The sequence below is a fragment of the Pseudomonas sp. OVF7 genome, from assembly GCF_030644265.1.
GTDB lineage: Bacteria > Pseudomonadota > Gammaproteobacteria > Pseudomonadales > Pseudomonadaceae > Aquipseudomonas > Aquipseudomonas gorinensis.
Map to the genome: position 1 here is coordinate 2,830,535 of NZ_CP128996.1, position 21,265 is coordinate 2,851,799.

At 54.1% G+C, this 21,265-nt stretch carries 21 protein-coding genes and 1 pseudogene; 14 read left to right on the forward strand and 8 right to left on the reverse strand.

Going from position 1 to position 21,265, the window contains the following annotated elements:
- Positions 1 to 319: 319 nt before the first annotated feature.
- The 13 genes and pseudogenes from QU606_RS13015 to QU606_RS13075 form a co-directional block, all read left to right on the forward strand.
- Positions 320 to 1,198, forward strand: a pseudogene (locus tag QU606_RS13015) (3'-5' exonuclease); the annotation flags it as partial.
- A 75-nt stretch (positions 1,199 to 1,273) separates the two neighbouring features.
- Positions 1,274 to 1,585 carry a hypothetical protein gene (locus QU606_RS13020; protein WP_057710729.1) on the forward strand — a complete coding sequence of 104 codons (312 nt, stop codon included), beginning with the start codon at positions 1,274 to 1,276 and terminating at the stop codon, positions 1,583 to 1,585.
- Between the two features lie 157 nt (positions 1,586 to 1,742).
- Complete coding sequence (locus QU606_RS13025) at positions 1,743 to 2,051, forward strand: RAQPRD family integrative conjugative element protein (protein WP_178110642.1); 309 nt, start codon at positions 1,743 to 1,745, stop codon at positions 2,049 to 2,051.
- Positions 2,048 to 2,287, forward strand: a complete 240-nt coding sequence (locus QU606_RS13030; RefSeq protein ID WP_008437400.1) for a TIGR03758 family integrating conjugative element protein — start codon at positions 2,048 to 2,050, stop codon at positions 2,285 to 2,287. Before QU606_RS13025 ends, QU606_RS13030 begins: the two co-directional genes overlap by 4 nt.
- A gap of 18 nt (positions 2,288 to 2,305) precedes the next feature.
- Positions 2,306 to 2,644 carry a TIGR03745 family integrating conjugative element membrane protein gene (locus QU606_RS13035; RefSeq protein WP_008437401.1) on the forward strand — a complete coding sequence of 113 codons (339 nt, stop codon included), beginning with the start codon at positions 2,306 to 2,308 and terminating at the stop codon, positions 2,642 to 2,644.
- 13 nt (positions 2,645 to 2,657) lie between these two features.
- A complete protein-coding gene (locus tag QU606_RS13040) occupies positions 2,658 to 3,038 on the forward strand; it encodes a TIGR03750 family conjugal transfer protein (protein WP_008437403.1) in 381 nt (126 codons plus the stop codon).
- Positions 3,035 to 3,688, forward strand: a complete 654-nt coding sequence (locus tag QU606_RS13045; RefSeq protein ID WP_134939513.1) for a PFL_4703 family integrating conjugative element protein — start codon at positions 3,035 to 3,037, stop codon at positions 3,686 to 3,688. The genes QU606_RS13040 and QU606_RS13045 overlap by 4 nt, the downstream gene beginning before the upstream one ends.
- The gene (locus QU606_RS13050; RefSeq protein ID WP_057710727.1) at positions 3,688 to 4,590 is read left to right on the forward strand and encodes a TIGR03749 family integrating conjugative element protein; all 903 of its coding nucleotides are present in this window, start codon (positions 3,688 to 3,690) and stop codon (positions 4,588 to 4,590) included. Before QU606_RS13045 ends, QU606_RS13050 begins: the two co-directional genes overlap by 1 nt.
- On the forward strand, positions 4,580 to 6,070 hold the full coding sequence (locus QU606_RS13055; protein WP_057710726.1) for a TIGR03752 family integrating conjugative element protein: 1,491 nt from the start codon (positions 4,580 to 4,582) through the stop codon (positions 6,068 to 6,070). Before QU606_RS13050 ends, QU606_RS13055 begins: the two co-directional genes overlap by 11 nt.
- On the forward strand, positions 6,048 to 6,476 hold the full coding sequence (locus QU606_RS13060; RefSeq protein WP_057710725.1) for a TIGR03751 family conjugal transfer lipoprotein: 429 nt from the start codon (positions 6,048 to 6,050) through the stop codon (positions 6,474 to 6,476). The genes QU606_RS13055 and QU606_RS13060 overlap by 23 nt, the downstream gene beginning before the upstream one ends.
- Positions 6,476 to 9,439: a conjugative transfer ATPase gene (locus tag QU606_RS13065; RefSeq protein ID WP_057710724.1), complete on the forward strand. Its 2,964-nt coding sequence runs from the start codon at positions 6,476 to 6,478 to the stop codon at positions 9,437 to 9,439. Before QU606_RS13060 ends, QU606_RS13065 begins: the two co-directional genes overlap by 1 nt.
- Positions 9,436 to 9,732 carry a hypothetical protein gene (locus tag QU606_RS13070; protein WP_008437414.1) on the forward strand — a complete coding sequence of 99 codons (297 nt, stop codon included), beginning with the start codon at positions 9,436 to 9,438 and terminating at the stop codon, positions 9,730 to 9,732. Before QU606_RS13065 ends, QU606_RS13070 begins: the two co-directional genes overlap by 4 nt.
- Positions 9,729 to 10,412, forward strand: a complete 684-nt coding sequence (locus tag QU606_RS13075) for a DsbA family protein (RefSeq protein ID WP_008437415.1) — start codon at positions 9,729 to 9,731, stop codon at positions 10,410 to 10,412. The genes QU606_RS13070 and QU606_RS13075 overlap by 4 nt, the downstream gene beginning before the upstream one ends.
- Before the next feature lie 105 nt (positions 10,413 to 10,517).
- Here the strand turns inward: QU606_RS13075 and QU606_RS13080 are convergent, their stop codons facing one another.
- From QU606_RS13080 to QU606_RS13115, 8 genes are all read right to left on the reverse strand, one after another.
- Positions 10,518 to 13,676 carry an efflux RND transporter permease subunit gene (locus QU606_RS13080; RefSeq protein ID WP_008437418.1) on the reverse strand — a complete coding sequence of 1,053 codons (3,159 nt, stop codon included), beginning with the start codon at positions 13,674 to 13,676 and terminating at the stop codon, positions 10,518 to 10,520.
- Positions 13,673 to 15,157, reverse strand: a complete 1,485-nt coding sequence (locus QU606_RS13085) for an efflux RND transporter periplasmic adaptor subunit (protein ID WP_008437420.1) — start codon at positions 15,155 to 15,157, stop codon at positions 13,673 to 13,675. Before QU606_RS13085 ends, QU606_RS13080 begins: the two co-directional genes overlap by 4 nt.
- On the reverse strand, positions 15,154 to 16,410 hold the full coding sequence (locus tag QU606_RS13090; protein ID WP_008437421.1) for a TolC family protein: 1,257 nt from the start codon (positions 16,408 to 16,410) through the stop codon (positions 15,154 to 15,156). Before QU606_RS13090 ends, QU606_RS13085 begins: the two co-directional genes overlap by 4 nt.
- Before the next feature lie 99 nt (positions 16,411 to 16,509).
- Positions 16,510 to 16,851 carry a hypothetical protein gene (locus QU606_RS13095; protein WP_073844967.1) on the reverse strand — a complete coding sequence of 114 codons (342 nt, stop codon included), beginning with the start codon at positions 16,849 to 16,851 and terminating at the stop codon, positions 16,510 to 16,512.
- A gap of 74 nt (positions 16,852 to 16,925) precedes the next feature.
- Complete coding sequence (gene copD, locus QU606_RS13100) at positions 16,926 to 17,864, reverse strand: copper homeostasis membrane protein CopD (protein ID WP_008437423.1); 939 nt, start codon at positions 17,862 to 17,864, stop codon at positions 16,926 to 16,928.
- Between the two features lie 3 nt (positions 17,865 to 17,867).
- On the reverse strand, positions 17,868 to 18,251 hold the full coding sequence (copC, locus tag QU606_RS13105) for a copper homeostasis periplasmic binding protein CopC (RefSeq protein ID WP_008437424.1): 384 nt from the start codon (positions 18,249 to 18,251) through the stop codon (positions 17,868 to 17,870).
- A gap of 359 nt (positions 18,252 to 18,610) precedes the next feature.
- Positions 18,611 to 19,999 (reverse strand): copper resistance membrane spanning protein CopS, encoded by a 1,389-nt coding sequence (gene copS / locus QU606_RS13110; RefSeq protein WP_008437425.1) that lies wholly within the window; start codon positions 19,997 to 19,999, stop codon positions 18,611 to 18,613.
- On the reverse strand, positions 19,996 to 20,691 hold the full coding sequence (locus QU606_RS13115; protein WP_008437429.1) for a heavy metal response regulator transcription factor: 696 nt from the start codon (positions 20,689 to 20,691) through the stop codon (positions 19,996 to 19,998). The genes copS and QU606_RS13115 overlap by 4 nt, the downstream gene beginning before the upstream one ends.
- A gap of 205 nt (positions 20,692 to 20,896) precedes the next feature.
- Between QU606_RS13115 and QU606_RS13120 the strand changes: the two genes are divergently transcribed.
- Positions 20,897 to 21,250: a co-regulatory protein PtrA N-terminal domain-containing protein gene (locus tag QU606_RS13120; protein ID WP_008437430.1), complete on the forward strand. Its 354-nt coding sequence runs from the start codon at positions 20,897 to 20,899 to the stop codon at positions 21,248 to 21,250.
- The last annotated feature ends 15 nt before the right edge of the window (positions 21,251 to 21,265 follow it).

Genomic DNA, 21,265 nt, shown 5'->3' on the forward strand with positions numbered 1-21,265 from the left:
GAGGTTGGAATCCCGATAAGAGAAATGGCGCTTACCCGGAATTACCGTTCGAGCAAGAGGATCATTTCCTACTTCTCGAATTTCAACGTTTATCCGACATCAATTGAGAGCGCGGGATCGAATGCGTCGTTTTCCAAGCAAGGTTTCGTACAACCAGCACGTAACACTCCCCAATTTGCATGACGAGCTAGTACGACTGATCCAAGCAAGCCTTGCTGCCGGGGTCAGTTTTCGGTCAGCGGCAACACGTAAAGGGGAAACGGTGTCCTGTCTTTCATGGGGCTCGTTCACATACTGGATCGTTGCACCGTCGGTTAGACGCGACGTGAACCAAGTTATTGCCGACATAGTAAAAATACAACGTGTCCGCAAGGTGGCAGTCGGCGATCCCCACCAGCAGATCTATCGCTTCCGCGGCGCAGAAGATGCGCTCAACAGCGACCGGATGGCCGACGCTGAACGTCACTACCTGACCCAAAGCTTTCGCTTCGGCCCTGCCGTCGCGCATGTGGCCAACATCATTCTTTTTTACAAGGGTGAGACACGAAAGCTGCAGGGGTTAGGTTGCAACACCCTGGTTAAACGGGCTCTGCCTGAAGAGCTACCGCATCGCACGTTTATCCATCGTACCGTGATCGGCGTCATCGAGAACGCCCTGCAGCTGGTCGCAAGAAACCCCAAGATTTTCTGGGTCGGCGGTATCGACAGCTACTCGTTACGCGACCTAGAAGATTTATACCTATTCAGCCGCAACCGTAACCAGGACGTGCAGAACCGCAGACTGTTGCGAGATTACCGGGACTTTTCACAGTACGTGGAAATAGCCGAGGTAAGCCAGGATACGGAGATGTTGCGATCGATCAAGATTATTACAGCCTATCCGGACCTGCCCCAGCGGATCCAAACCTTACGTTCCCGCTCGGTAGATAACGAGCTAGACGCCACCGTGACACTCACGACTGGGCACAAAGCCAAGGGGCTGGAGTGGGACTTTGTCAGCCTGTATGACGACTTTAGCGCTGATCCGCTTTCACCCGATATCGATCAAGGTCGTAAAGATGACGAGTTGAATTTGCTGTACGTGGCGGTGACGCGAGGGATGAAGATCCTAGCGTTGAACTCAATGGTGCTTTCTATCATGCAGCGCTATGTCGATGCTCGGACCTCTGCTCTCCAACCTCAGAAATCACGCGCTTAGCAGCAAACTATTTCAGATTGCTGGCACGCGCTCATTATTGAAACCCTGGTAGCTCTGCACATTGAGGACGTCGCCATGGGCCGTCAGAAATTTGAATACTACACTGAATTCTCTCCCTTTCAGTACGTTGTCAAAACCAAAAAGCTCTTCATGTTCAAGTCCGAAGAGCCCACCACTGAACCCGACACCCAGGGTTTTCTGGAAGATTCTGAACGTCAAAACCGCCTTGCTCAATTAGGCAGCGAAGGCTGGGAGCTGGTCAGCGTCCAGCCCGTGGTCAAAGGAGAAGTCAAGGTTGGCAATCAAAACGCCCAAGGCTGGGCTTACGGATTCGCCTTGCCCACCGGCTATCTGCTGTTCTTCAAACGCCCTATCCACTGTGATTGATGGTGTCGGTACCTTCAGAAGAAATCCTTACAGTCCTGAATATGGTTTTCTTGCGGCGACCATAGCTTGATCACGGCAAGCTGACGGCATCAGGAATGACTAGAGCCCAGCCGTGATCCAGTACCCGCGTCTCACTGCACTCACTTGCCGACTTGCCTTGCCAGGCCTCATCGCACTTTTTGGATGCGGCCTGCCTGTCTCTCATGCGACCGCTGCTTCAGCCTCCGAACAGGCCAACCTGGACGTGATGATCCGCCAGTTAAATGCCCTTGAGGACACCGCACGTCGTAGCGCTCAAGTGGCCGACGAACCTGGCAAGCGTTACTTCTTCGATTACCAGCGTCTAGCAGGTGATATCGCTCGAATTCGTCATGGGTTGGAGGGCTATTTAACCCCAACCCGAGCCCAGCCTCGTGATCCTGTTGAGCTGTCAGGCCAATACACGACCGAAGGACGCAAGCCATGAGCATGAGCGGCGCTCAGGCTGCTGCGTTTCAAGCGGCAGGAGGATTTCCTGCCTCGACGAGCTACCTGTTTTTCGTCGGCGTCGCTGTAGCCATCATCTTTATGTGGGGCGCCTGGGCTATCTGGAGCTGCTACCGAGGATGGGCCACTGGCAACCTTGATCGAACGATTGCCTCGACCTCGCTCGTCCGCATCCTACTGCTTTGCATGATCCTCACCACATTTGTTCTTAGTTGACCCTATGGGAGATACACCATGACTTCATTCTTAAAACCGGGCCGCATGCTGATCGGGTTGCTTGCTCTCCCCCAACTGGCCATGGCGGCTCTTCCGCAGTCTCAGCCTCCTACCCGGGGGGAAGGCTCTAACCTGATGCAAACCATGCAGAACTACGCCTTTGACGGTTTTACTTTGCTTGGCCTCATCATCTGCGCAGTCATTTTCAGTGGCGTTGCTTGGCATGCCTTCGGCACCTACCACGAAATTCAACTTGGCAAGAAAAAATGGGGAGATCTGGGGGCGACAGCCGCCGTTGGCGTCGCCATCCTCGGTGTCGCCATTTTTCTGGTCACCAAGGCTTCAAATATTCTTTAAAAGAGCCGTGGCCATGACAGAACTCTCAGACGATGGGACCCTGATTTTCCTCCCTGTGCGATTGAACAATCAGCCAGTCATCATGGGCGGCCTTACCGCTGACGAAATGTGGGCCACCTTGGCGTTGAGCACCGGCGCAGGGCTGGTTATCGGTATTCCGGCCGCGATATTGACCCAGATTTGGGCACTTATCATCGGCGCCGCCATGCTCTGTGCTGTCCTAGGGCTGTTTCTTGCCAGTCGTTTCTTGCGTCGGTGGAAACGCGGCCGACCTGATACATGGCTATACCGCCAGATGCAATTGAACATCGCGCGGTTCTTTCCTACCTGGAATAAAGCCCTGCTGATTACTCGTACAGGTGCGTGGACCTGTCATCGAACGGAGGTTCAATGACTTACCGTAAAAAAGTAGACGCCCAACTGGCCCACATTAACAGCCTGCGCATGGTCATTGGTTTTCTCATTGCCCTGGGTCTGTACATGGCTTATGGCTGGCAGAGCGCACCGCGTGACCTAACTGTTCATGTACCTCCAGATCTACGTTCAGGTAGCACCCGTAAGTGGTGGGATATTCCACCGGAGTCGGTATACGCCTTCGGTCTGTACATTTTTCAGCAGATGAACCGTTGGCCCGTTGACGGTGAAACCGACTACGAGGACAACATTACCCGCTTGGAAAGCTACCTGACTCCCAGCTGCAAAGCCTACTTGCAGAAAGATTTCGAGCTACGCCGCAATAGCGGGGAACTGCGCAAACGTGAGCGGGGTGTATTTGAAATTCCAGGCAGAGGCATCGACGATAAGTCTGAGCAACATATTGAGCAGCACAGCATCAATGACTGGACCGTCAACCTGGATATCACCGCTGACGAGCACTACGGCGGGGAGCGCGTAAAGCGGGCATTTGCTCGCTATCCATTACGAATTATCCGATCTGACGTCGATCCCGAAAAAAACCCATTCGGCCTGGCCTGGGACTGTTATAGCAGTAATCCACAACGCATCGAAGTCTCCGCAGAAACGACCAGAGCAGGAGGCAAATGATGACACGCCGCCTACTGATCATCGGGCTCTTAGCCCTTCACTTCTGCGGGTTGGCCAACGCCGTCGAAATCCTGCGCTGGGATCGTATCCCTATAGCACTGCCCTTGATCGTGGGTCAGGAGCGTATTGTCTTTGTGGACCAAAACGTACGGGTGGGTCTGCCTCGTAACCTCGTCGACAAACTGCGCGTGCAGAGCACCGGTGGTGCCCTCTACCTGTTGGCGAAAGAGCCGATTGAACCGACTCGCTTACAGCTGCAGAACATGAACTCCGGTGAGATCATGCTCGTGGATATCATCGCAACGGTAGGGAAACCGAATCAGGTCGCATCCGAGCCGGCTAAAATTGTAGCCGGGGACAGTCCCGCCCCGCGTTACGGCCAAGTCAACGCCAAACCTACAAGCAACCATGCAACTTCTTCCACGGCCCAAGCCAGCGCTCAAGCCGAAGAGGATGAGGACGCGCCGAAACCGCGTCGTGAGACCCCACTTCCGGTGGTCATGACGCGCTATGCCGCACAGATGCTTTACGCGCCCCTACGCACCGTTGAGCCCGTGGAGGGGATTGCTCAGATCAATCTGAAGCGCGGTTTGGACCTCACCACCCTAATGCCGACATTGCCGGTCGAAGCCTCTGCGTTGGGGTCGTGGCGGTTAGACGAGTATTGGGTCACGGCGGTGAAGCTACGTAACACAAGCGCCCAAAACCTCACATTGGATCCGCGTGACCTGATGGGTGACTTTGTCACCGCGACTTTTCAGCATCCCTACCTTGGCGCCAAAGGTGATTCTAGCGACACCTCGACGGTCTACCTAGTGACCCGCGGCCATGGTCTAGCCGAATCGTTATTGCCGGCCGCCATCAGCCAGATCGATCCGAAGGGAGGCCGTCGTGAAGAGTAATCCACTTGTTAAATACCTGGTCATACCGTTCGCGATCCTGGCGATATACGTAGTGGTCAAATTATTCAATCGCGAAAGTGCCGATCAACAGGTTCATGCGCCGGAAAAGGTTGTACTTAGTACCAAGGAGGCTAAAAAGCTTGGGGTTGACGGAGATACACCCAGCGACACATTGCGCACCATTGTCGTGGAAAGCAGACAACTCAAGGACCAAGTCTCCAATGCTTTGAAGAACAATGACGAGCTAAAGCAACAGAACATCGAGCTGCAAAAACGCCTGCAGAACATCGACCTCAACGTCGATAACAAACTGCAGAACGTTCAGCAAACGATGAAGCAGGAGGCGCAACAACAGAGCCAAACCCTCTTGGACACACTGCAGCAGCAGTACAATACCCTGAGCAGCAAATCGGGCAGTGGCAATGAGTCTGGATCTGATTTGCCGATCGGCTTCGGCGTTCAGCCAGGTGACGGTCAAGGCTTCAAAGGCGGACCCGGCGCGGACGTTGTTTGGATAGAGCCGCAGGACGCAACGCCGGTCGATGTCAACGGCAAGCCCATCGCTGCCGGGTCAAATCAAACGGCAAGCGGCTTCAACTTCCCGACCTCTTTTGGCGAGTCCGTGGACCGAGGACAAAATGCACTGCGCACGGGCGCTCAAAGTGTTGCGAATGAAATCTCGCCACAGGAGGCCCGCAAACAGGTGCGTAAGGTCTATACCTTGCCGCAGAACTCGACATTGATGGGTTCGGTGGCTATGTCCGCGCTGATCGGCCGGGTGCCCATTGACGGCACTGTCAACGACCCCTACCCGTTCAAGGTATTGATTGGGCCGGACAATCTCACGGCCAACGGCATCGACTTGCCCGACGTCGCCGGCGCGGTGGCCAGCGGAACGGCTTCCGGCGATTGGACCCTGTCTTGCGTACGCGGTCAGATAAAAAGCCTGACGTTCGTCTTCAATGACGGCACTGTGCGCACGCTGCCACAACCTCAAGAAGAAACGAATAGCAGTCAAAATAGTAACAACCAGAACAATGGCAACCAAACCACCATTCAGGGTGGCCTGGGCTGGATAAGCGATGCCTATGGCATTCCTTGTATCAGTGGCGACCGCAAAAGCAACGCCTCGCAATACATTGGCTCGCAGGTACTGATTACCGCCGCCGGCGCAGGTGCTGCCTCCCTCATCAAGTCAGATGGAAACAGCGGCTCTTTTATAAACCCTCAGTCCGGGACCATCGGTTCTGTCGGCGGCTCGGGCAGTGAAGCCATGGGCAAAATCATTGGCCAGGGCGTCAATGACGTCTCCAGCTGGGTCAACAAACTCTACGGGCAAGCCTTCGCAGCGGTGTATGTACAACCCGGGGCAAAGATAGCTGTGCACCTGGACCAGCAACTGACCATCGATTACGAACTCAATGGCCGCAAGGTCAACTATCGCTCAGGAGCCCGTCATGTTTCGACTGCGCTTGACTAATCATGGCTTAAAACTAGGTGCATACCTGGCCATCGCCCTACTCGCCTCGGCCTGTTCCACCAACAAAGACGAATTGCTCCCCCATGGGGACCGCACAATGATGGACGTTTGGGATCAAGGTTCCAGCGGCTCAAGCAGCTCGAGCAGCCGCCAATTGCTCGATGCACGCCAAGATCTTCGTCGGCCTCTGGAGACGAGGGAAACAGACAGCACCATGTTCACACGTACCGCACAAAACGAGATCTACAGCCAATTTAAACGCCTACCCAATCCCGACCTGGTGATGTACGTCTTTCCTCATTTAGCGGGTTCAGACCCGGCACCGATCCCAGGCTACACCACGGTGTTTCCGCTGTATCAGCGGGTGCAATACGCCATGCCTGGCGAACGCACGGAGGCATATTGATGGGTTTTTTTGAACGATTCAAAACGCGACGGGCGACAGAGCGTGTGGAACCTGGCGTAACACCAGGTTCGCCGTTATCTGACGATGTGCAGGGACCAGCCACCGAGACGTTTGAGGCTGCGACAGAGCGTTACTACGAACGCCTTGCTGCCATGGGTATTCCATCGCCGAGCGATTGGCGTAACCCAAAGAAAAAGCCAGCCACAACCGCTGATGCTGACCGTCTATACGACGTCAACCCCTCCTTCGTAGACCTACTGCCCTGGGTGGATTACCTGCCTGCAGAAAAAGCCATGCTATTGGAAGACGGCGTGTCACGCGCTGCCTTTTTTGAGCTGACACCGATTGGTACCGAAGGTCGGGATCCCGAATGGTTACGCAAGGCCCGCGACGCCCTGGAAAACGCCCTTCAGGACTCCTTCGACGAGCTTGAAACCTCACCCTGGGTGGTTCAGCTCTATGCCCAGGACGAAACCAGCTGGGACGATTACCTTCAGCAACTGCATGACTACGTTCAACCACGCGCACAAGGCAGTGCATTCACCGAGCTTTATTTGAAGCTGATGAAGCAACACCTGGAATCCATCTCCAAACCAGGCGGGCTGTTTGAAGACACCAAGGTCAGCCAACTGCCCTGGAGGGGCCAGCAGCGCCGCGTCCGTGTTGTTGTCTACCGCCGTACCCAAGGCGCGCAAGCGGATGTGCGAGGCCAGGCGCCAGGTCCTTACCTGAAAATCATTTGTGATCGCTTGGTGGGCGGCTTGGCGAACGCCGGCATTAAAACCCATCGCATGGATGGCCACGCCATTCGCCATTGGCTGATTCATTGGTTCAATCCACGTCCCGATCATCTTGGCCCTGCCGATGCAGATATTCGCCGCTTCTACGAATTGGTATGCAAGCAAATACCTGGTGCTGCAGAGGGCGAGCTGCCGCTCGCCAGCGGCACTGACTTCTCGCAAAACCTGTTTTATCGCGAACCACTGTCAGATATAGAGAAAGGTCTGTGGTATTTCGACGGCCTTCCTCATCAGGTGGTGATGCTTGACCGCTTGAGGGATGCTCCCAAGACCGGGCACTTAACCGGTGAAACCCGAAAGGGTGGTGATGCGCTCAACGCGCTGTTCGACAAAATGCCAGAGGACACCATTCTCTGTATCACTCTCGTGATCACCCCGCAGGACATTCTCGAAGGGCATCTGGAACAGCTTTCACGCAAGGCAGTTGGAGACACTCAGGCCTCGATCCTGACACGCGAAGACGTCGCCACCGCCCGTCAGTTGCTCGGGCGCAAGCACAAGCTGTACCGAGGTAGCGTAGCGTTTTACCTGCGGGGTAAAGACGATGCCCAACTGCACGAACGCAGTTTGCAACTCAGCAGCGCATTGCTGGGTGCGGGCATGGAGCCGGTGGAACCTCGGGATGAAGTGGCACCGCTGAACTCCTATCTTAGATGGCTACCCGGCAACTTCGACCCCAATGCGCGCAAAGCACTGGAGTGGTACGCACAACTGATGTTCGCCCAACACATTGCGAACCTGGCCCCCGTCTGGGGTAGGTCGACCGGAACCGGGCACCCGGGTATTACCCTGTTTAACCGTGGGGGAGCGCCGATAACCTTCGACCCGCTGAACAAGCTGGACCGGCAGATGAACGCGCATTTGTTCATTTTCGGGCCTACGGGTTCAGGTAAATCGGCCAGCGCGACAAACATCCTTAGCCAAATCATCGCCATCTATCGGCCACGTCTATTCATTGTGGAGGCTGGCAACAGCTTCGGCTTACTCGGTGATTTCGCCAAAAAGTTGGGTTTGACGGTAAACCGGGTTCGACTTGCACCTGGATCGGGTGTCAGCCTCGCGCCATTCGCTGATGCCGTGAAGCTCATCGAACCCAGCCAAAACGTGAAGATTATCCAAGCTGATGATCTTGAGGCGTCGGACGAACATCTGACTAGCCAGACCGAGGATGAACAACGCGACATCCTGGGCGAGATGGAAATTGCGGCCAGGCTGATGATCACCGGTGGTGAAGAAAAAGAGGATGCCCGTCTTACTCGTGCCGACCGTAGCGCCATCCGCCAATGCATACTGAATGCAGCGAAAAAATGCGTGACGGAGCAACGTATCGTTCTGCCGGAAGATATCCGTGAAGCGCTGCGAGAAATGGGACTCGAGCCCGGTATTCCAGACGCCCGAAGCTCACGATTCTTGGAGATGGCGGAAGCCTTGTCCATGTTCTGTATGGGCACCGAAGGCGACATGTTCAACCGTCCTGGCACCCCATGGCCAGAAGCGGACATTACCATTGTCGACCTTGCCACCTATGCGCGAGAAGGCTATAGCGCACAGATGGCCATCGCTTATATTTCCCTGCTCAACACGGTCAACAACATTGCCGAGCGTGACCAGTTTAAAGGCCGTCCGCTGATCTGCTTCACCGACGAAGGCCACATCCAGTTGAAGGTCCCACTCCTATCCCCCTACTCCGTCAAGATTACCAAAATGTGGCGAAAGCTCGGCGCCTGGTTCTGGATGGCCACCCAGAACGTTGACGACGTGCCGCCAGAGGCCTCAGCCCTGCTCAACATGATCGAGTGGTGGATGTGCTTAAACATGCCGCCTGATGAGGTGGAGAAGATCGCGCGGTTTCGTGAACTGACTCCTGCACAGAAGTCGATGATGCTGTCAGCGCGTAAAGAAAGCGGCAAATTCACCGAGGGCGTCGTGTTGTCCAAAAGCATGGAAATGTTATTCCGGGCGGTACCACCGAGTTTGTATCTGGCCCTGGCCATGACCGAGCCGGAAGAGAAAAAGCAACGCTTCGACATCATGCAAGCCAAAGGCTGCAGCGAGCTGGATGCGGCCATTGAAGTTGCTGCAACGCTTGACCGCTATCGCGGTATCGAACCTCACATCATTACTTTCCCCGAGCAAGTCACGGCCTTGGAGCGCCAAGCATGAGAGCATTGAATTCCCTGACCCAGAACCTTATAGAAAGTCTGACCCAGCTGCTTGAACAACCGGGTGAAGACGCCCTTCAAACCCTTGAGGTGTGTGCCCCCGTTTTGATAGAGCAACTGCAACAGGTTTTGGTTCGTGCGGTGGATCGTCGTGACATCGAGTCCCAACTTCACGCGGTGTTAGCCAATTGGCTGCTACAGCACCCACAACCCGAGAATGCTGAGAACGCTCTTCTTGAGGCCCTTCGTAAACAAGCGCTGCTTTCATCGAAGCCAGCAGAGGCTCGGGCATGATAGGCCTTCGCAAATATTGGTTGATGCTGGGGTGCGTTTTGGCAGGCACATCGATGGCCTGCTTAGCCCTCACTCGAAGTGAGATACCATCCCCGCACAACACAGGCCCGTGGTTGTTTGGTCCTTCCAAAGCACGCTGGACTGTGACTGAGTTCGCGGATCTGGAGTGCCCCTACTGCAAGACGTACACACCTGCGTTGAAAACCTGGATACAGCAGCAGAAGGATGTAAACCTGCAGTGGCATCATCTGCCACTGGATGTGCACGGTCCGACCGCATTACACGAAGCCAAGCTCGCTGAATGTGCGGGGGCGCTTGGTGGCGCACCTGCCTTCTGGCAAGCCATTGACCAGATTTTTGACCGGACCCGTAGCAACGGTGAGGGTTTCAATGGGCATCTGAACGTCGTTGATGTTACTTACCAGGACTTATTGTCCTGTGCAGCTACCGACAAAGTGATCGCCCGGCATGTTGGCCAACAGGTCGAGGAGGCCCTCAAAGCGGGCATTACGGCAACTCCTACTGTGATAATTAAAGACAACACGACTGGCAGCTCCGTAAAGCTTGAGGGACCAGCTGACGGGGTATTGTTATTATCAGCTCGTGATTGGCTGGCTCAAAAAAAGAGCTGCGACGCTCTGCAAAAGTCGAACGTTAAATCACTTAGCCATTGTCATTAAATGAGCTTGCATTCCATTCATACATTTTCATGCCCGGCATGTCCTACGCGTGGGCCGAAAGAGACAGCGCAAATACGGTGTTTGCAACTGCAATCAGGGTCAGTTTCATACGACTTTTTCTTGAGGATTGATGGGCTCAACTGAGAGGTGCCGGCGACGCATCAGTCGATAGGCTGCCGGAATGACAAACAGCGACAGCAAGGGCGCGGTAATCATGCCTCCAACCATGGGTGCCGCAATTCGGCTCATCACCTCGCTGCCGGTCCCGCTGCCCAGCAAAATGGGTAACAAGCCAGCAATGATGACAGCCACAGTCATGGCTTTGGGCCGAACGCGCTGGACAGCGCCTTCACGAATCGCGGCCATCAGCCCGTGCTCGGTCCTATCGCCGAGGTCTTCACGCTCAGCCCAGGCGTTCTTCAGATAAAGCAGCATAATTACGCCAAATTCGGCAGAAACACCGGCCAAAGCGATAAAGCCGACACCAGTGGCGACCGACAGGTTGAATCCCAATAGATAGAGAAACCATACCCCACCAGTCAGTGCGAATGGCAGAGTGGCCATGATCAGCAAGGCCTCATCGAAGCGAGCAAAGGTTAAATAAAGCAGCACGAAGATGATCAACAGCGTGGCAGGCACCACCAGCTTGAGTCGTGCGTTGGCCCTTTCGAGAAATTCGAACTGTCCTGCGTAGCTCAGGCTCATACCAGGCTGCAACTTAACCTGCTCGCTGACGACCCGTCGTAGATCGGCGACTACCGAAGCAATATCCCGTCCCCGCACGTCGATATACACCCAGCCTGAAGGTCGGGCGTTCTCACTCTTAAGCATCGGCGGACCATCGCTGACCTTGATCTTCGCAACGGTGCCAAGAGTGATCTGGCTGCCTAGAGGGGTATAGATAGGTAACTGCTCCAGAGCGCCGAGTGAATCCCGCCACTCACGAGGGTAACGTACGTTAATTGGGAAACGAGCCAACCCTTCAATCGTCTCCCCGACGTTTTCACCGCCGATTGCGCCGGCCACGATCGATTGCACATCGGCAATATTTAACCCATAGCGGGCCGCAGCTTTACGATCGATATCCACATCAATATAGCGGCCACCGGTCAGTCGTTCGGCCAACGCTGAACTCACACCTGAGACATCCTTGGCAACACGTTCGATGGCTTGGGTGACGGCATCGATCTCCGTCAGGTTGGTACCGGCAACCTTCACACCAATAGGGCTTTTTATGCCAGTGGCCAGCATGTCGATGCGGTTACGAATCGGCGGTATCCAGATGTTGGTCAATCCTGGGACACGCACCGCTTGGTCTAGCTCCTCAACGAGCTTTTCCTGGGTCATGCCTGGGCGCCACTGTTCGTGTGGTTTGAATTGGATGGTGGTTTCGAACATTTCCAAAGGTGCTGGGTCAGTCGCGGTTTCAGCGCGGCCGGCTTTGCCGAAAACGTGTTCGACCTCTGGAACTGTCTTTATCAGACGGTCAGTCTGTTGAAGCAGTTGCGCGGCCTTCTGCGCCGATAATCCAGGCAGAGCTGATGGCATATAGAGCAGGTCCCCTTCGTCCAGCGGGGGAAGAAACTCACCACCCAGACGAGAGATCGGCCACAACGCGCTGACAAAGACTAGCAACGCAACCAGCAGCGTTATTTTAGGTCGATGTAATACGGCGTCCAGAGCGGGTTCGTAGATCCGGATCAACCAGCGATTTAGCGGATTCTGCTGCTCATTGGGAATTCGTCCACGAATCCAATACCCCATCAACACCGGTACGAGAGTTACCGACAGTCCAGCCGCTGCGGCCATAGCGTAGGTTTTGGTGAACGCCAATGGACCGAATAGACGTCCTTCCTGAGCCTCCAGCGTGAACACCGGAATGAACGACAGGGTGATGATCAGCAGACAGAAGAACAATGCAGGTCCTACCTCGGCAGCCGCTTCAGTCATCACGTGCCAATGACGTTCACCTTTCAGTTCCTCCCCAGGATTGGCCACGTGCCAAGCCTCGACCTTCTTGTGGGCATTTTCAATCATCACCACGGCAGCGTCGACCATAGCGCCGATGGCGATGGCAATCCCGCCAAGGGACATGATGTTGGCGTTGATACCCTGATAGCGCATCACGATGAAGGCGATCAGCACCCCAACCGGCAGGGAAATGATTGCCACCAGAGATGAACGCAGGTGCCAGAGAAAGATTCCGCAGACCAACGCGACGACGATGAACTCTTCGATCAGCTTGTGGCTGAGGTTTTCCACGGCACGATCAATCAACTTGCTGCGGTCGTAGGTGGTGACGATTTCAACCCCCGCCGGCAGACTGCTTTTCAGCTCGTCGAGTTTGGTTTTGACCGCCGCAATGGTTTCACGAGCATTCTTCCCGCTGCGCAGAATCACCACGCCGCCGACGGTCTCACCTTCACCGTCGAGTTCGGTAATGCCTCGACGCATCTCAGGCCCTAACTGAATCGTGGCAACATCGCCCAACGTGACCGGCACACTGCCCGCGCCCAGTTTGAGCGGGATGGCGCGAAAGTCATTGAGCGTCTTTAGGTAGCCGGAAGCTCGTACGATGAACTCTGTCTCCGCCATTTCCAGCACGGCTCCACCGGTTTCCTGATTGGCTTTGCCGATCGCCTCGGTCACCTCAGACTGCGTGATACCCAAGTTCGCCAACTTTAGCGGATCGAGCTGGACCTGATACTGTTTGACCATGCCACCTACGGTGGCAACTTCCGCAACGTTCGGCAGCGTCTTGAGCTCGAATTTGAGAAACCAGTCCTGTAGGGCTCGCAGTTGCGCCAGATCGTGCCCACCGCTGCGATCAACCAACGCGTACTGGAAAATCCAGCCAACGCCAGTGGCATCAGGTCCTAAGGCTGGCTTAGCACTGGCTGGTAGGCGGCTTTGTATCTGGCTCAGGTATTCCAACACCCGCGAGCGGGCCCAGTACAAGTCAGTTCCGTCTTCGAACAGCACATAAACGAAGCTGTCGCCAAAGAAGGAGTAACCGCGCACAGTCTTGGCCCCAGGTACCGAGAGCATGGTGGTTGCCAGTGGATAGGTCACCTGGTTTTCGACGATCTGTGGGGCTTGGCCTGGGTAAGGTGTACGGATAATTACCTGAACATCCGACAGGTCTGGCAATGCATCGATGGGCGTACTTTGAACCGCCCAGATCCCCCATGCCGTGACGAACAGCGTCGCCAGCAACACAAGAAAGCGGTTGGCCACCGACCAGCGAATAAGGGCCGCAATCATGGCTGGCCCCCAGAGCGTTCCAGACGTTCAACACGCAGACCATCGTCCGTCTGGCTAACAGCGATCCGAACCTTGTCGCCCGTTTTTAGGCCCTTCATCAGAGCAGGAGTGGCGAGAGGGAAAGTCATCGTCATGCCTGGCATACCCAATGTCTTGAAGGGACCGTGGGCGAGCGTGACTTCTTTGTCGTTGATCTCAACGATCTGACCATCGGCCTCATGCAAAGCGCCAACGGGCATAGTAGATGGCGAAACGTCCAATGAGCTTGCGACAACGCCCTTGAGACTGGCCTCCGAGTCGAGCAGGAACTGGCCAGAGGTCACCACTTTCTGCCCCTCTTCCAAGCCTTTCAATATCGCCGTCTTGCCATCGTTATCCTGGCCTAGCTGCACCTCCACCGGGCGATATCGACCAGCGTCTTCAGAGAGCATGACCAACGCACGTCGACCGGTACGAATGACGGCCTCGCTCGGCACCCACAGAACACTTTGCTCCGTTGAACGATTGAGGCTTACCTGTGCGGTCAAACCTGGTCTGAGTCGGCCATCTGGATTGGGTAACTCAACTCGAACGCGAAGTGTGCGACTGTCCGAACTGGTTTCCGGAAGAATCGCACTGACGACGCCCTTGAGCACAACTCCAGGGAATGCGGATAAACGCGCTTCAGCTGCTTGCCCTACTACGATTGACCCAGCTTCCGCCTCTGGTACAGCCACGGCCAGCCAGACACTGCTCAAACCATTAACACGAGCCAACGTCTCGCCTGCGGCCACCGTCATACCTTCACGCACACTCAGCTCTTGAAGCACACCACCAATAGGGCTGGTCAGCGTCAGGTTCGATTGAACTTTGCCAGTGCGCTCAACTTGAGCAATTAACGTAAGTGGCATTCCGGTTAGCCGCAGTCGCTGCCGGGCCGCTGTCAGCAAGCCAGCATCGCCACTACGCTTGAGGGCGAGAAATTCCTCCTGAGCAGCTGCCCACTCCGGCACCAAGATATCTGCCAAGGCGGCATTCGCTTTCAGCACATCACCAGGTGCGTGGGCATACACACGCTCGACAAAACCCGCTGTACGGGCCTGAATGACTGCAACGTCCCGTTCGTTGAAGGCCAGCACACCTACCACGTTCAGTGTCGAGGCAAATACGCCTCGACTGACACTAGCCAGTCGCACACCAAGGTTCTGAGTCAGGCTTGGATCAATTCGAATGGCAGCGCTGTCCCCCTTGGTATCTGCGTATTGAGGGATCATCTGCATGTCCATGAAGGGTGACTTACCCGGTTTATCGAATTTCTGTTGTGGGTACATGGGATCATACCAATACAGAACTTTTCGATCGGCAGAGGCTTTGGGTTCATGATCCGGTACGACACCAGCTACTCCGCTCATTCGCGGTTGGGCTAACCAGTAACCCCCGGCAACACCCAAGGCAATCGAGATGCCGATGATTAAAGTCCCTTTCCATAATTTAAAAATCATTGAGCGGACTCCCCGTAAGAGAAATACAGGCGAGCGCTGGTCAGGGCACGTTGCTCTTCAACGTCAACCTGCTTGAGACGGGCTTCGATGAGTTCGCGTCGGGCGGCAACAACCGAGTTCAAATCACCCTTGCCGGAGCGGTAGCTGGCCATCGTGAGTTCGACCTTTTCTTTAGCCAACGGCAACAAGCTTTCCTGATTACGGCTGACTGCACGATTGAGGCGCTCGTAGTCAGCCAACTCATCCTCCAGTTGCTGGGTATGCTCGCGTGACAGGGCTTCGCGCTCAGCCTCAAGCTGGTTTAGTTCGGCGTGCTTGGCCGCAATCTTGGGGTTTTGCCGAGAGTTAGGGAACAGCGGGAGATCCCATGAAAACTGCACGCTGACCATGTCACCGAATTGTTGGCCTCGGTGCTGATAATCGAATTCCCAGCTCCAGTCAGACTGCTTTTCCGCCTCAGCTTCACGGATCTTGGCTTGTGCTTCACGGGTCATCGGCACAAAAGCCGCTAATTCGGGGTGATGTTGCAGCTTATGGGAGTAACCTGAGGTCTCAATAGGCCAATCAGGCAAACCGCCTACCGGTTTGTCATCGGCGGCAGGGCCAATCCAGCGCTTGAGGGCGGCCCGGGCCTGTGCACGTTGACGAACTAAATCATCCTGCTGCTCAGCCAGTTGAGCAGCTTCCTGTTTAGGTGTCACCGCATCGGCGGGTTGGGCTCGGCCACCCGCAATCTGAGCTCTGACGGTATCGGTCAGAAGACGGTTTTCTTTGTAGAAGTCCTGGAACAACGCATCTTTACGCTCAACCGAGTAGCTTCTGATCCAGGCTAATGCCGTGGACTGTCGGACGTTCAGACGCGCCACTCGACGCTCGGCTGACGCTCGATCAACAGCCGCATCCGCGACCTCGATACGTGCTTTGCGCTTGTCGCTGTTGGGCATCTCCTGCCTAATCCCGACCACTTGCATGGTCATGAAGTCCTGGTCGATGCTCCATCTGTCGGGTCCACCAATGGGGTAGTTCTGCACGCCCAGCAGTAGCTTGGGATCGGGTAGTTCGCCGGCGGGAATGGCCGCGCTAGTGGCTGCTTGAATTTTGGCGTCTTGTGCGGTCAACGATGGTGCATTGTTTTCGGCCAGACGCAGCGCTTCATCGAATGTCAATGCGCTAGCGAAGCTCGGCAATGCAAGTACGCTTGCCGCCAGGCCGGCCAGGAAGGACCAACCTGTGCAACAGCACTTGGAGTTCATGTTCACGATTCCTGTGATGATCCACCGCGCGCTTCATAAGACATGCGCGCAGATATGCCATCCCGCTAACGCGGAATGAGGCTCAGTGTGGTACAGGAATCAAGTACGTGGGGGTCGCCATACCCCTGAAGAGGTTTGTACGAGCGGGAAATGGCTGGAGAATGATAGAATGAGAGGACTGGACAGGGTGATAGGAGGCTTGATGATCGATACTTGCAACATGCCGCCAGTTTTGCATTCCTGACCGGGCTTACAAGGTTTGCCATGCTCGGTGGGACTTTTCATGTCGTGGCAGCAGTCTTGCCCCATACCATCCATCATCGCCATGCCCATGGTTTTCATCGGGCATGGTTCAATCGATGTCTGAACACCCGCCATCCCGCTGAGGGGAAGCGCCAAGCTAATCAGGAAAATTAGGCAAAACCGCAGGTAGCGTTTCATGAGCTGGAGTGTAGACGGTGCAAATGGCCCTTACAATTCACCCTTGAGACTCCTTAGTCGGCCATCACCAACCGCTATGCCGCGCTCATTTCCATGACCGGGCTTAAAGTACCTAACCATGCGACTAGACAAATAATGATGACTGCCATTGAAAATTCGAGCTTCATGCTACGGCGCAAGGCATTGACCGCGACAGCATAGTCTCCATTTCGAACAGAACGTTCCAAGAGCGGGCTTAGGTGAAAACGGTTGAGCGTCGCTAATACGATCATCCCGGCAAAGAGCAGGACCTTCAAAAATAGCAACTCGCCATAAGTGCTGAGCATCACCTCATCCAGATTTGGCCCAACGATAAATAGGTAGTTCGCCACTCCCGTAATGCTGATGATCACTACAATCACCGCGCCGGCCGATTCAAACCCTGTCAGTACCCGAGCAAGAATTCGTGCTTCTCGCTCACCTTTCAGTGATTTCAAACGCAGCAGCAGGGCAAATGCCGCTAGCGCACCCAACCAACCGCCTGCGGCCAAAAGATGGAAGATATCGCTAATAAAGTGCCAGTAGCGACGGCTCCCCTCGTCCATTGCTCCGTGCCCTGTCCATGCCAGCGTCGCTAGCGCAATCGCGCCACAGACAGTGACAATCCAAAGACTCAGTGTTGGAAAGCGCTTGTTCAGGGAAACGCCAATAATGGCCGTCACCAACGCCCCTATTCGGACCATCCAGGTCAAACCGACGTCAGTCCCCATGAGAACCATTTGAAAGATATGGTGATGTAGCTCCATGAAACCCGACACGCCACTCATTGCTTTCGCAAGTAACAACATGGCGGCAAGGGACAGAGCTACACCTACAGCAGAAGTACTGTAAAGAAGCGACTCAAAATTCAAAACTGTTCCCGATATTCTTTCTTTTCCCCTGAGGCTATAAAGACCAAAAATTGCCAGTCCAAATAACAGCATCAGGTCGAAATAAAGAGCAAAGCGAACAACGATATTTAATGAGTCGCTCATGAATCATTTCACTTTGAAAGAAAAGTTGCCGGTAATCGGGTGAGTGTCCGAGGAAACGGCACGCCATTCGACTTTGTAAGTACCCGTGGTCAATGGCGATGCGGGTGTAATAACCATCGTCTTCGGATCACCGCCACCTGCCACGTTAGCTTTTACGCCCATAGGTGAATTCGGCATACCAGGCATATCGGTCATAATCAGCTTTGCACCAGAGAACTGAGTCGTTAGATTCTCAGAAAAGTGCAGTTCGATTTTAGACGGAGCCGCCGCATCCGATCCTTCAGCGGGAGTAGAAGAAACCAGCTTTGGATGCGCCTGAGCAACTGCACTCAGAAGCAAACCCGCAGTCAGCGCAACAGCTACGGTGGTAGTTTTAAGGAATGACATGCAAGACTCCTGACAGCAAAAGCTGTTGGTTCTAGGTTTTTAGGGAATATCTAGTTTTTTACTTTTTGACGCTCGTTAAAACCACTGACGAATACCTAGCAAATTCCGTGTTCTAGGGCCGGCTGGACAGGGAGGAATCACAAGATTTCCAACGTCACAGTGCGAGTACACGATGCCACATGAACGCAAACTGTTCGATTACATTTCAGTCAGCTTGGGGCGGGTTTTTGGCACTGATCTGCCCGGATACGGCGCCAAATACGCGACTTTCTTTGGAACGCTCCAAGAGTTTTCTCTCATCCAAAAACGATCCTATTGAGCTAACCACATGTTGCCTGCATACATATGAACAAGGTGTCTTAGACCTTTCTTGCATCAGCACATGGGAGTTCAATATGAAAGGCTGTTATTCCGTTTAACGACGTACACCATATTTTTCCGTCATGCGCTTCAATGATAGATCGAGTAATCGATAAACCTAGCCCTGCATTACTTGGACTTCCTTCTCTGCGAGCTGGGTCCACGCGATAAAATCGATCAAACAGCTTTTCAAGATGCTCGGACGCAATGGGCTCTCCCGGGTTCTCCACAGAGACTGATATTGAAGTTCCTTTCTGCCGAATATCGACAGTAATACACTTTCCTTCGGGGGTGTACCGGAGCGCATTTGAGAGCAGATTAGAGATGGCCCTGTCGAGCATGAGTACGTCACCTCGGACGCTACCCCTGCCTGTGACCTTCAGGTCGATCCCTCGCTCATCAGCCAGCAAACGGTAGTACTCGAGTAATTTCTCTACTACTGCTACCAGGTCAATCGGTTTGTTTTCATGTGTAATTAGACCGTTATCTGATTTCGCTAGAAAAAGCATGTCATCAATCATACGTCCCATACGTTTCAAGTCATCAAGATTTGAGTACAGATTGTCCTCGTAGTCCTCAATATTTCTTTTTCTAGATAAAATCACTTCAGTGTGAGTCATCAAATTGCTAACGGGTGTCCGTAATTCGTGAGCAATGTCCGCAGAGAAGTTCGATAAACGAACAAACGCATCGTCCAGTCTAGATAACATTGCGTTGAACGAGAGCACCATCTGCTGGAGCTCTTGGGGAACGGGACCTAATGGAATACGCTCTTTGAGCGATTTAGCTGACATCGAAGCTGCTACCTGAGTGACTAGGCGAATAGGTCGTAGTCCACTACGCGCTACCATCCAGCCCAGTGCAGCACTGACCAGCGCGCTTATCACCAGTCCTATCCAAAACCATCGTTCAAGCGTCTCGAAGAAGGCCATATGTTGAGTAACATCAAAGATCAACATCACTGTCAATGGCTTGTCCTGCCCCGTCACTATGGCTTGCGCCGTCACGCCTCGAAATATCTGCTCCTGGTCTCGCCACTCCCAGACATTGCTGTTTGTGACCGTTCGGAAGTCTTCAGGAACTACGATCGGACCTGGGTCAGCAAACAGGAGCTTACCGTCACCATCGATGATAAGAGCTGTCAAATCACGATGAGCACCAAGCAGTGCCTCCAGCTCAGGCTTAACATCACTGAATTGATCAATGCTGTTCAACCCAGTCAAAATTCTTTGCGTCGAGTGAAGCTTTTCGTTCAGCGCCTGCTGATCCAGCATCTTGAAATGATGCCGGCTGAGGTTGTTAAAACTGAGTCCAGCGACGGTGAGCACAGCCGTTACAGCTAGCATGAACATCAGGCTCATGCGCGTAGTCAGGGACATTCGCTTCATTCCGACCCCGTCCCCGAATCCGGCGCATCCAGCATGTACCCCATGCCTCGAGAGGTGTGGATAAGCTTGACCTCAAAATCATCATCAATCTTTGCTCTGAGCCTCCTGACAGCAACCTCGATGACGTTAGTATCGCTGTCAAAGTTCATGTCCCAGACCTGGGAAGCAATAAGCGACTTGGGCAGAACCTCACCTCGACGACGGAGCAGCAATTCGAGCAACGCAAACTCTTTGGCCGTTAGATCTATACGTTTGCCTGCGCGGATAACCCTGCGTTTGAGGAGGTCCACCTCCAAATCAGCCAATTTCATATGGGTTTGGGAGGGGGCAGTGGTACCTCTACGCAGCAGCGTTCTGACGCGAGCCAGCAATTCAGAAAATGCGAAGGGTTTGATCAGGTAATCGTCAGCCCCCAGCTCAAGTCCTTTTACCCGATCCTCAACTCGGTCTCGCGCCGTGAGGAAAAGCACAGGGACATTTTTTCCGGATGCTCTCACTTTCTGAAGTACTTCCCAGCCATCCAGCCCAGGCATCATCACATCGAGAATCAGCAGGTCATACGCCTCGCTCAAGGCGTGCTGAAGCGCGTCTTTGCCATTGGTAAAACGATCAACATTGAACCCCGCCTCGGTGAGTCCTTGCTGCAAATAAATACCTATTTTGGGTTCGTCTTCCGCAACCAGAAGTCTCATGGGGATGGCTCTCGAATAATTGTGAGGCTGAGTCTGCAATGAAATGCCTCTGCCAACCAGCAACTGACAGAAAAGTAATATTGGCTTCAGGTAGATGTCAGCGAGTGCTGTCTAGGGTTCGAGCATGAGTACTTTCTGGTGCTCGACCGACTCTTAACCATGAAAGCTAGAGGAGCCGGAAAACAAATCAAAAAGGAGCTTCCTCATGAACCGTTTAAAAGTCCTATTCTTTGCTAGTTCGATACTCATCTCAGCATCTGCGTTGGCTGAAGGTGGTGCAGATCGGATTATGGAGCGCATGGAAAGCCTGCGCGATAAAGCCGAAGCGACCTTGGTACAAGCTGAAAAAGCTCCTGAAGGGCAGCGCCATGTTCACATGGCCGAGCATATGAAAATACTGGGCGAGATCATGGGCCAGCTTCATCTAGATCATCCAAAAGCATCAATGTCACCTCAGGAACATCTCGCCTGGATGGAAAAACACGACGCCATGGTTGATGACGTTTTGAACCAAATGCAGCGCGAGCACAAACTGATGCTTTCTGAGAACCATCAGTAACCGAATAACTCCTAC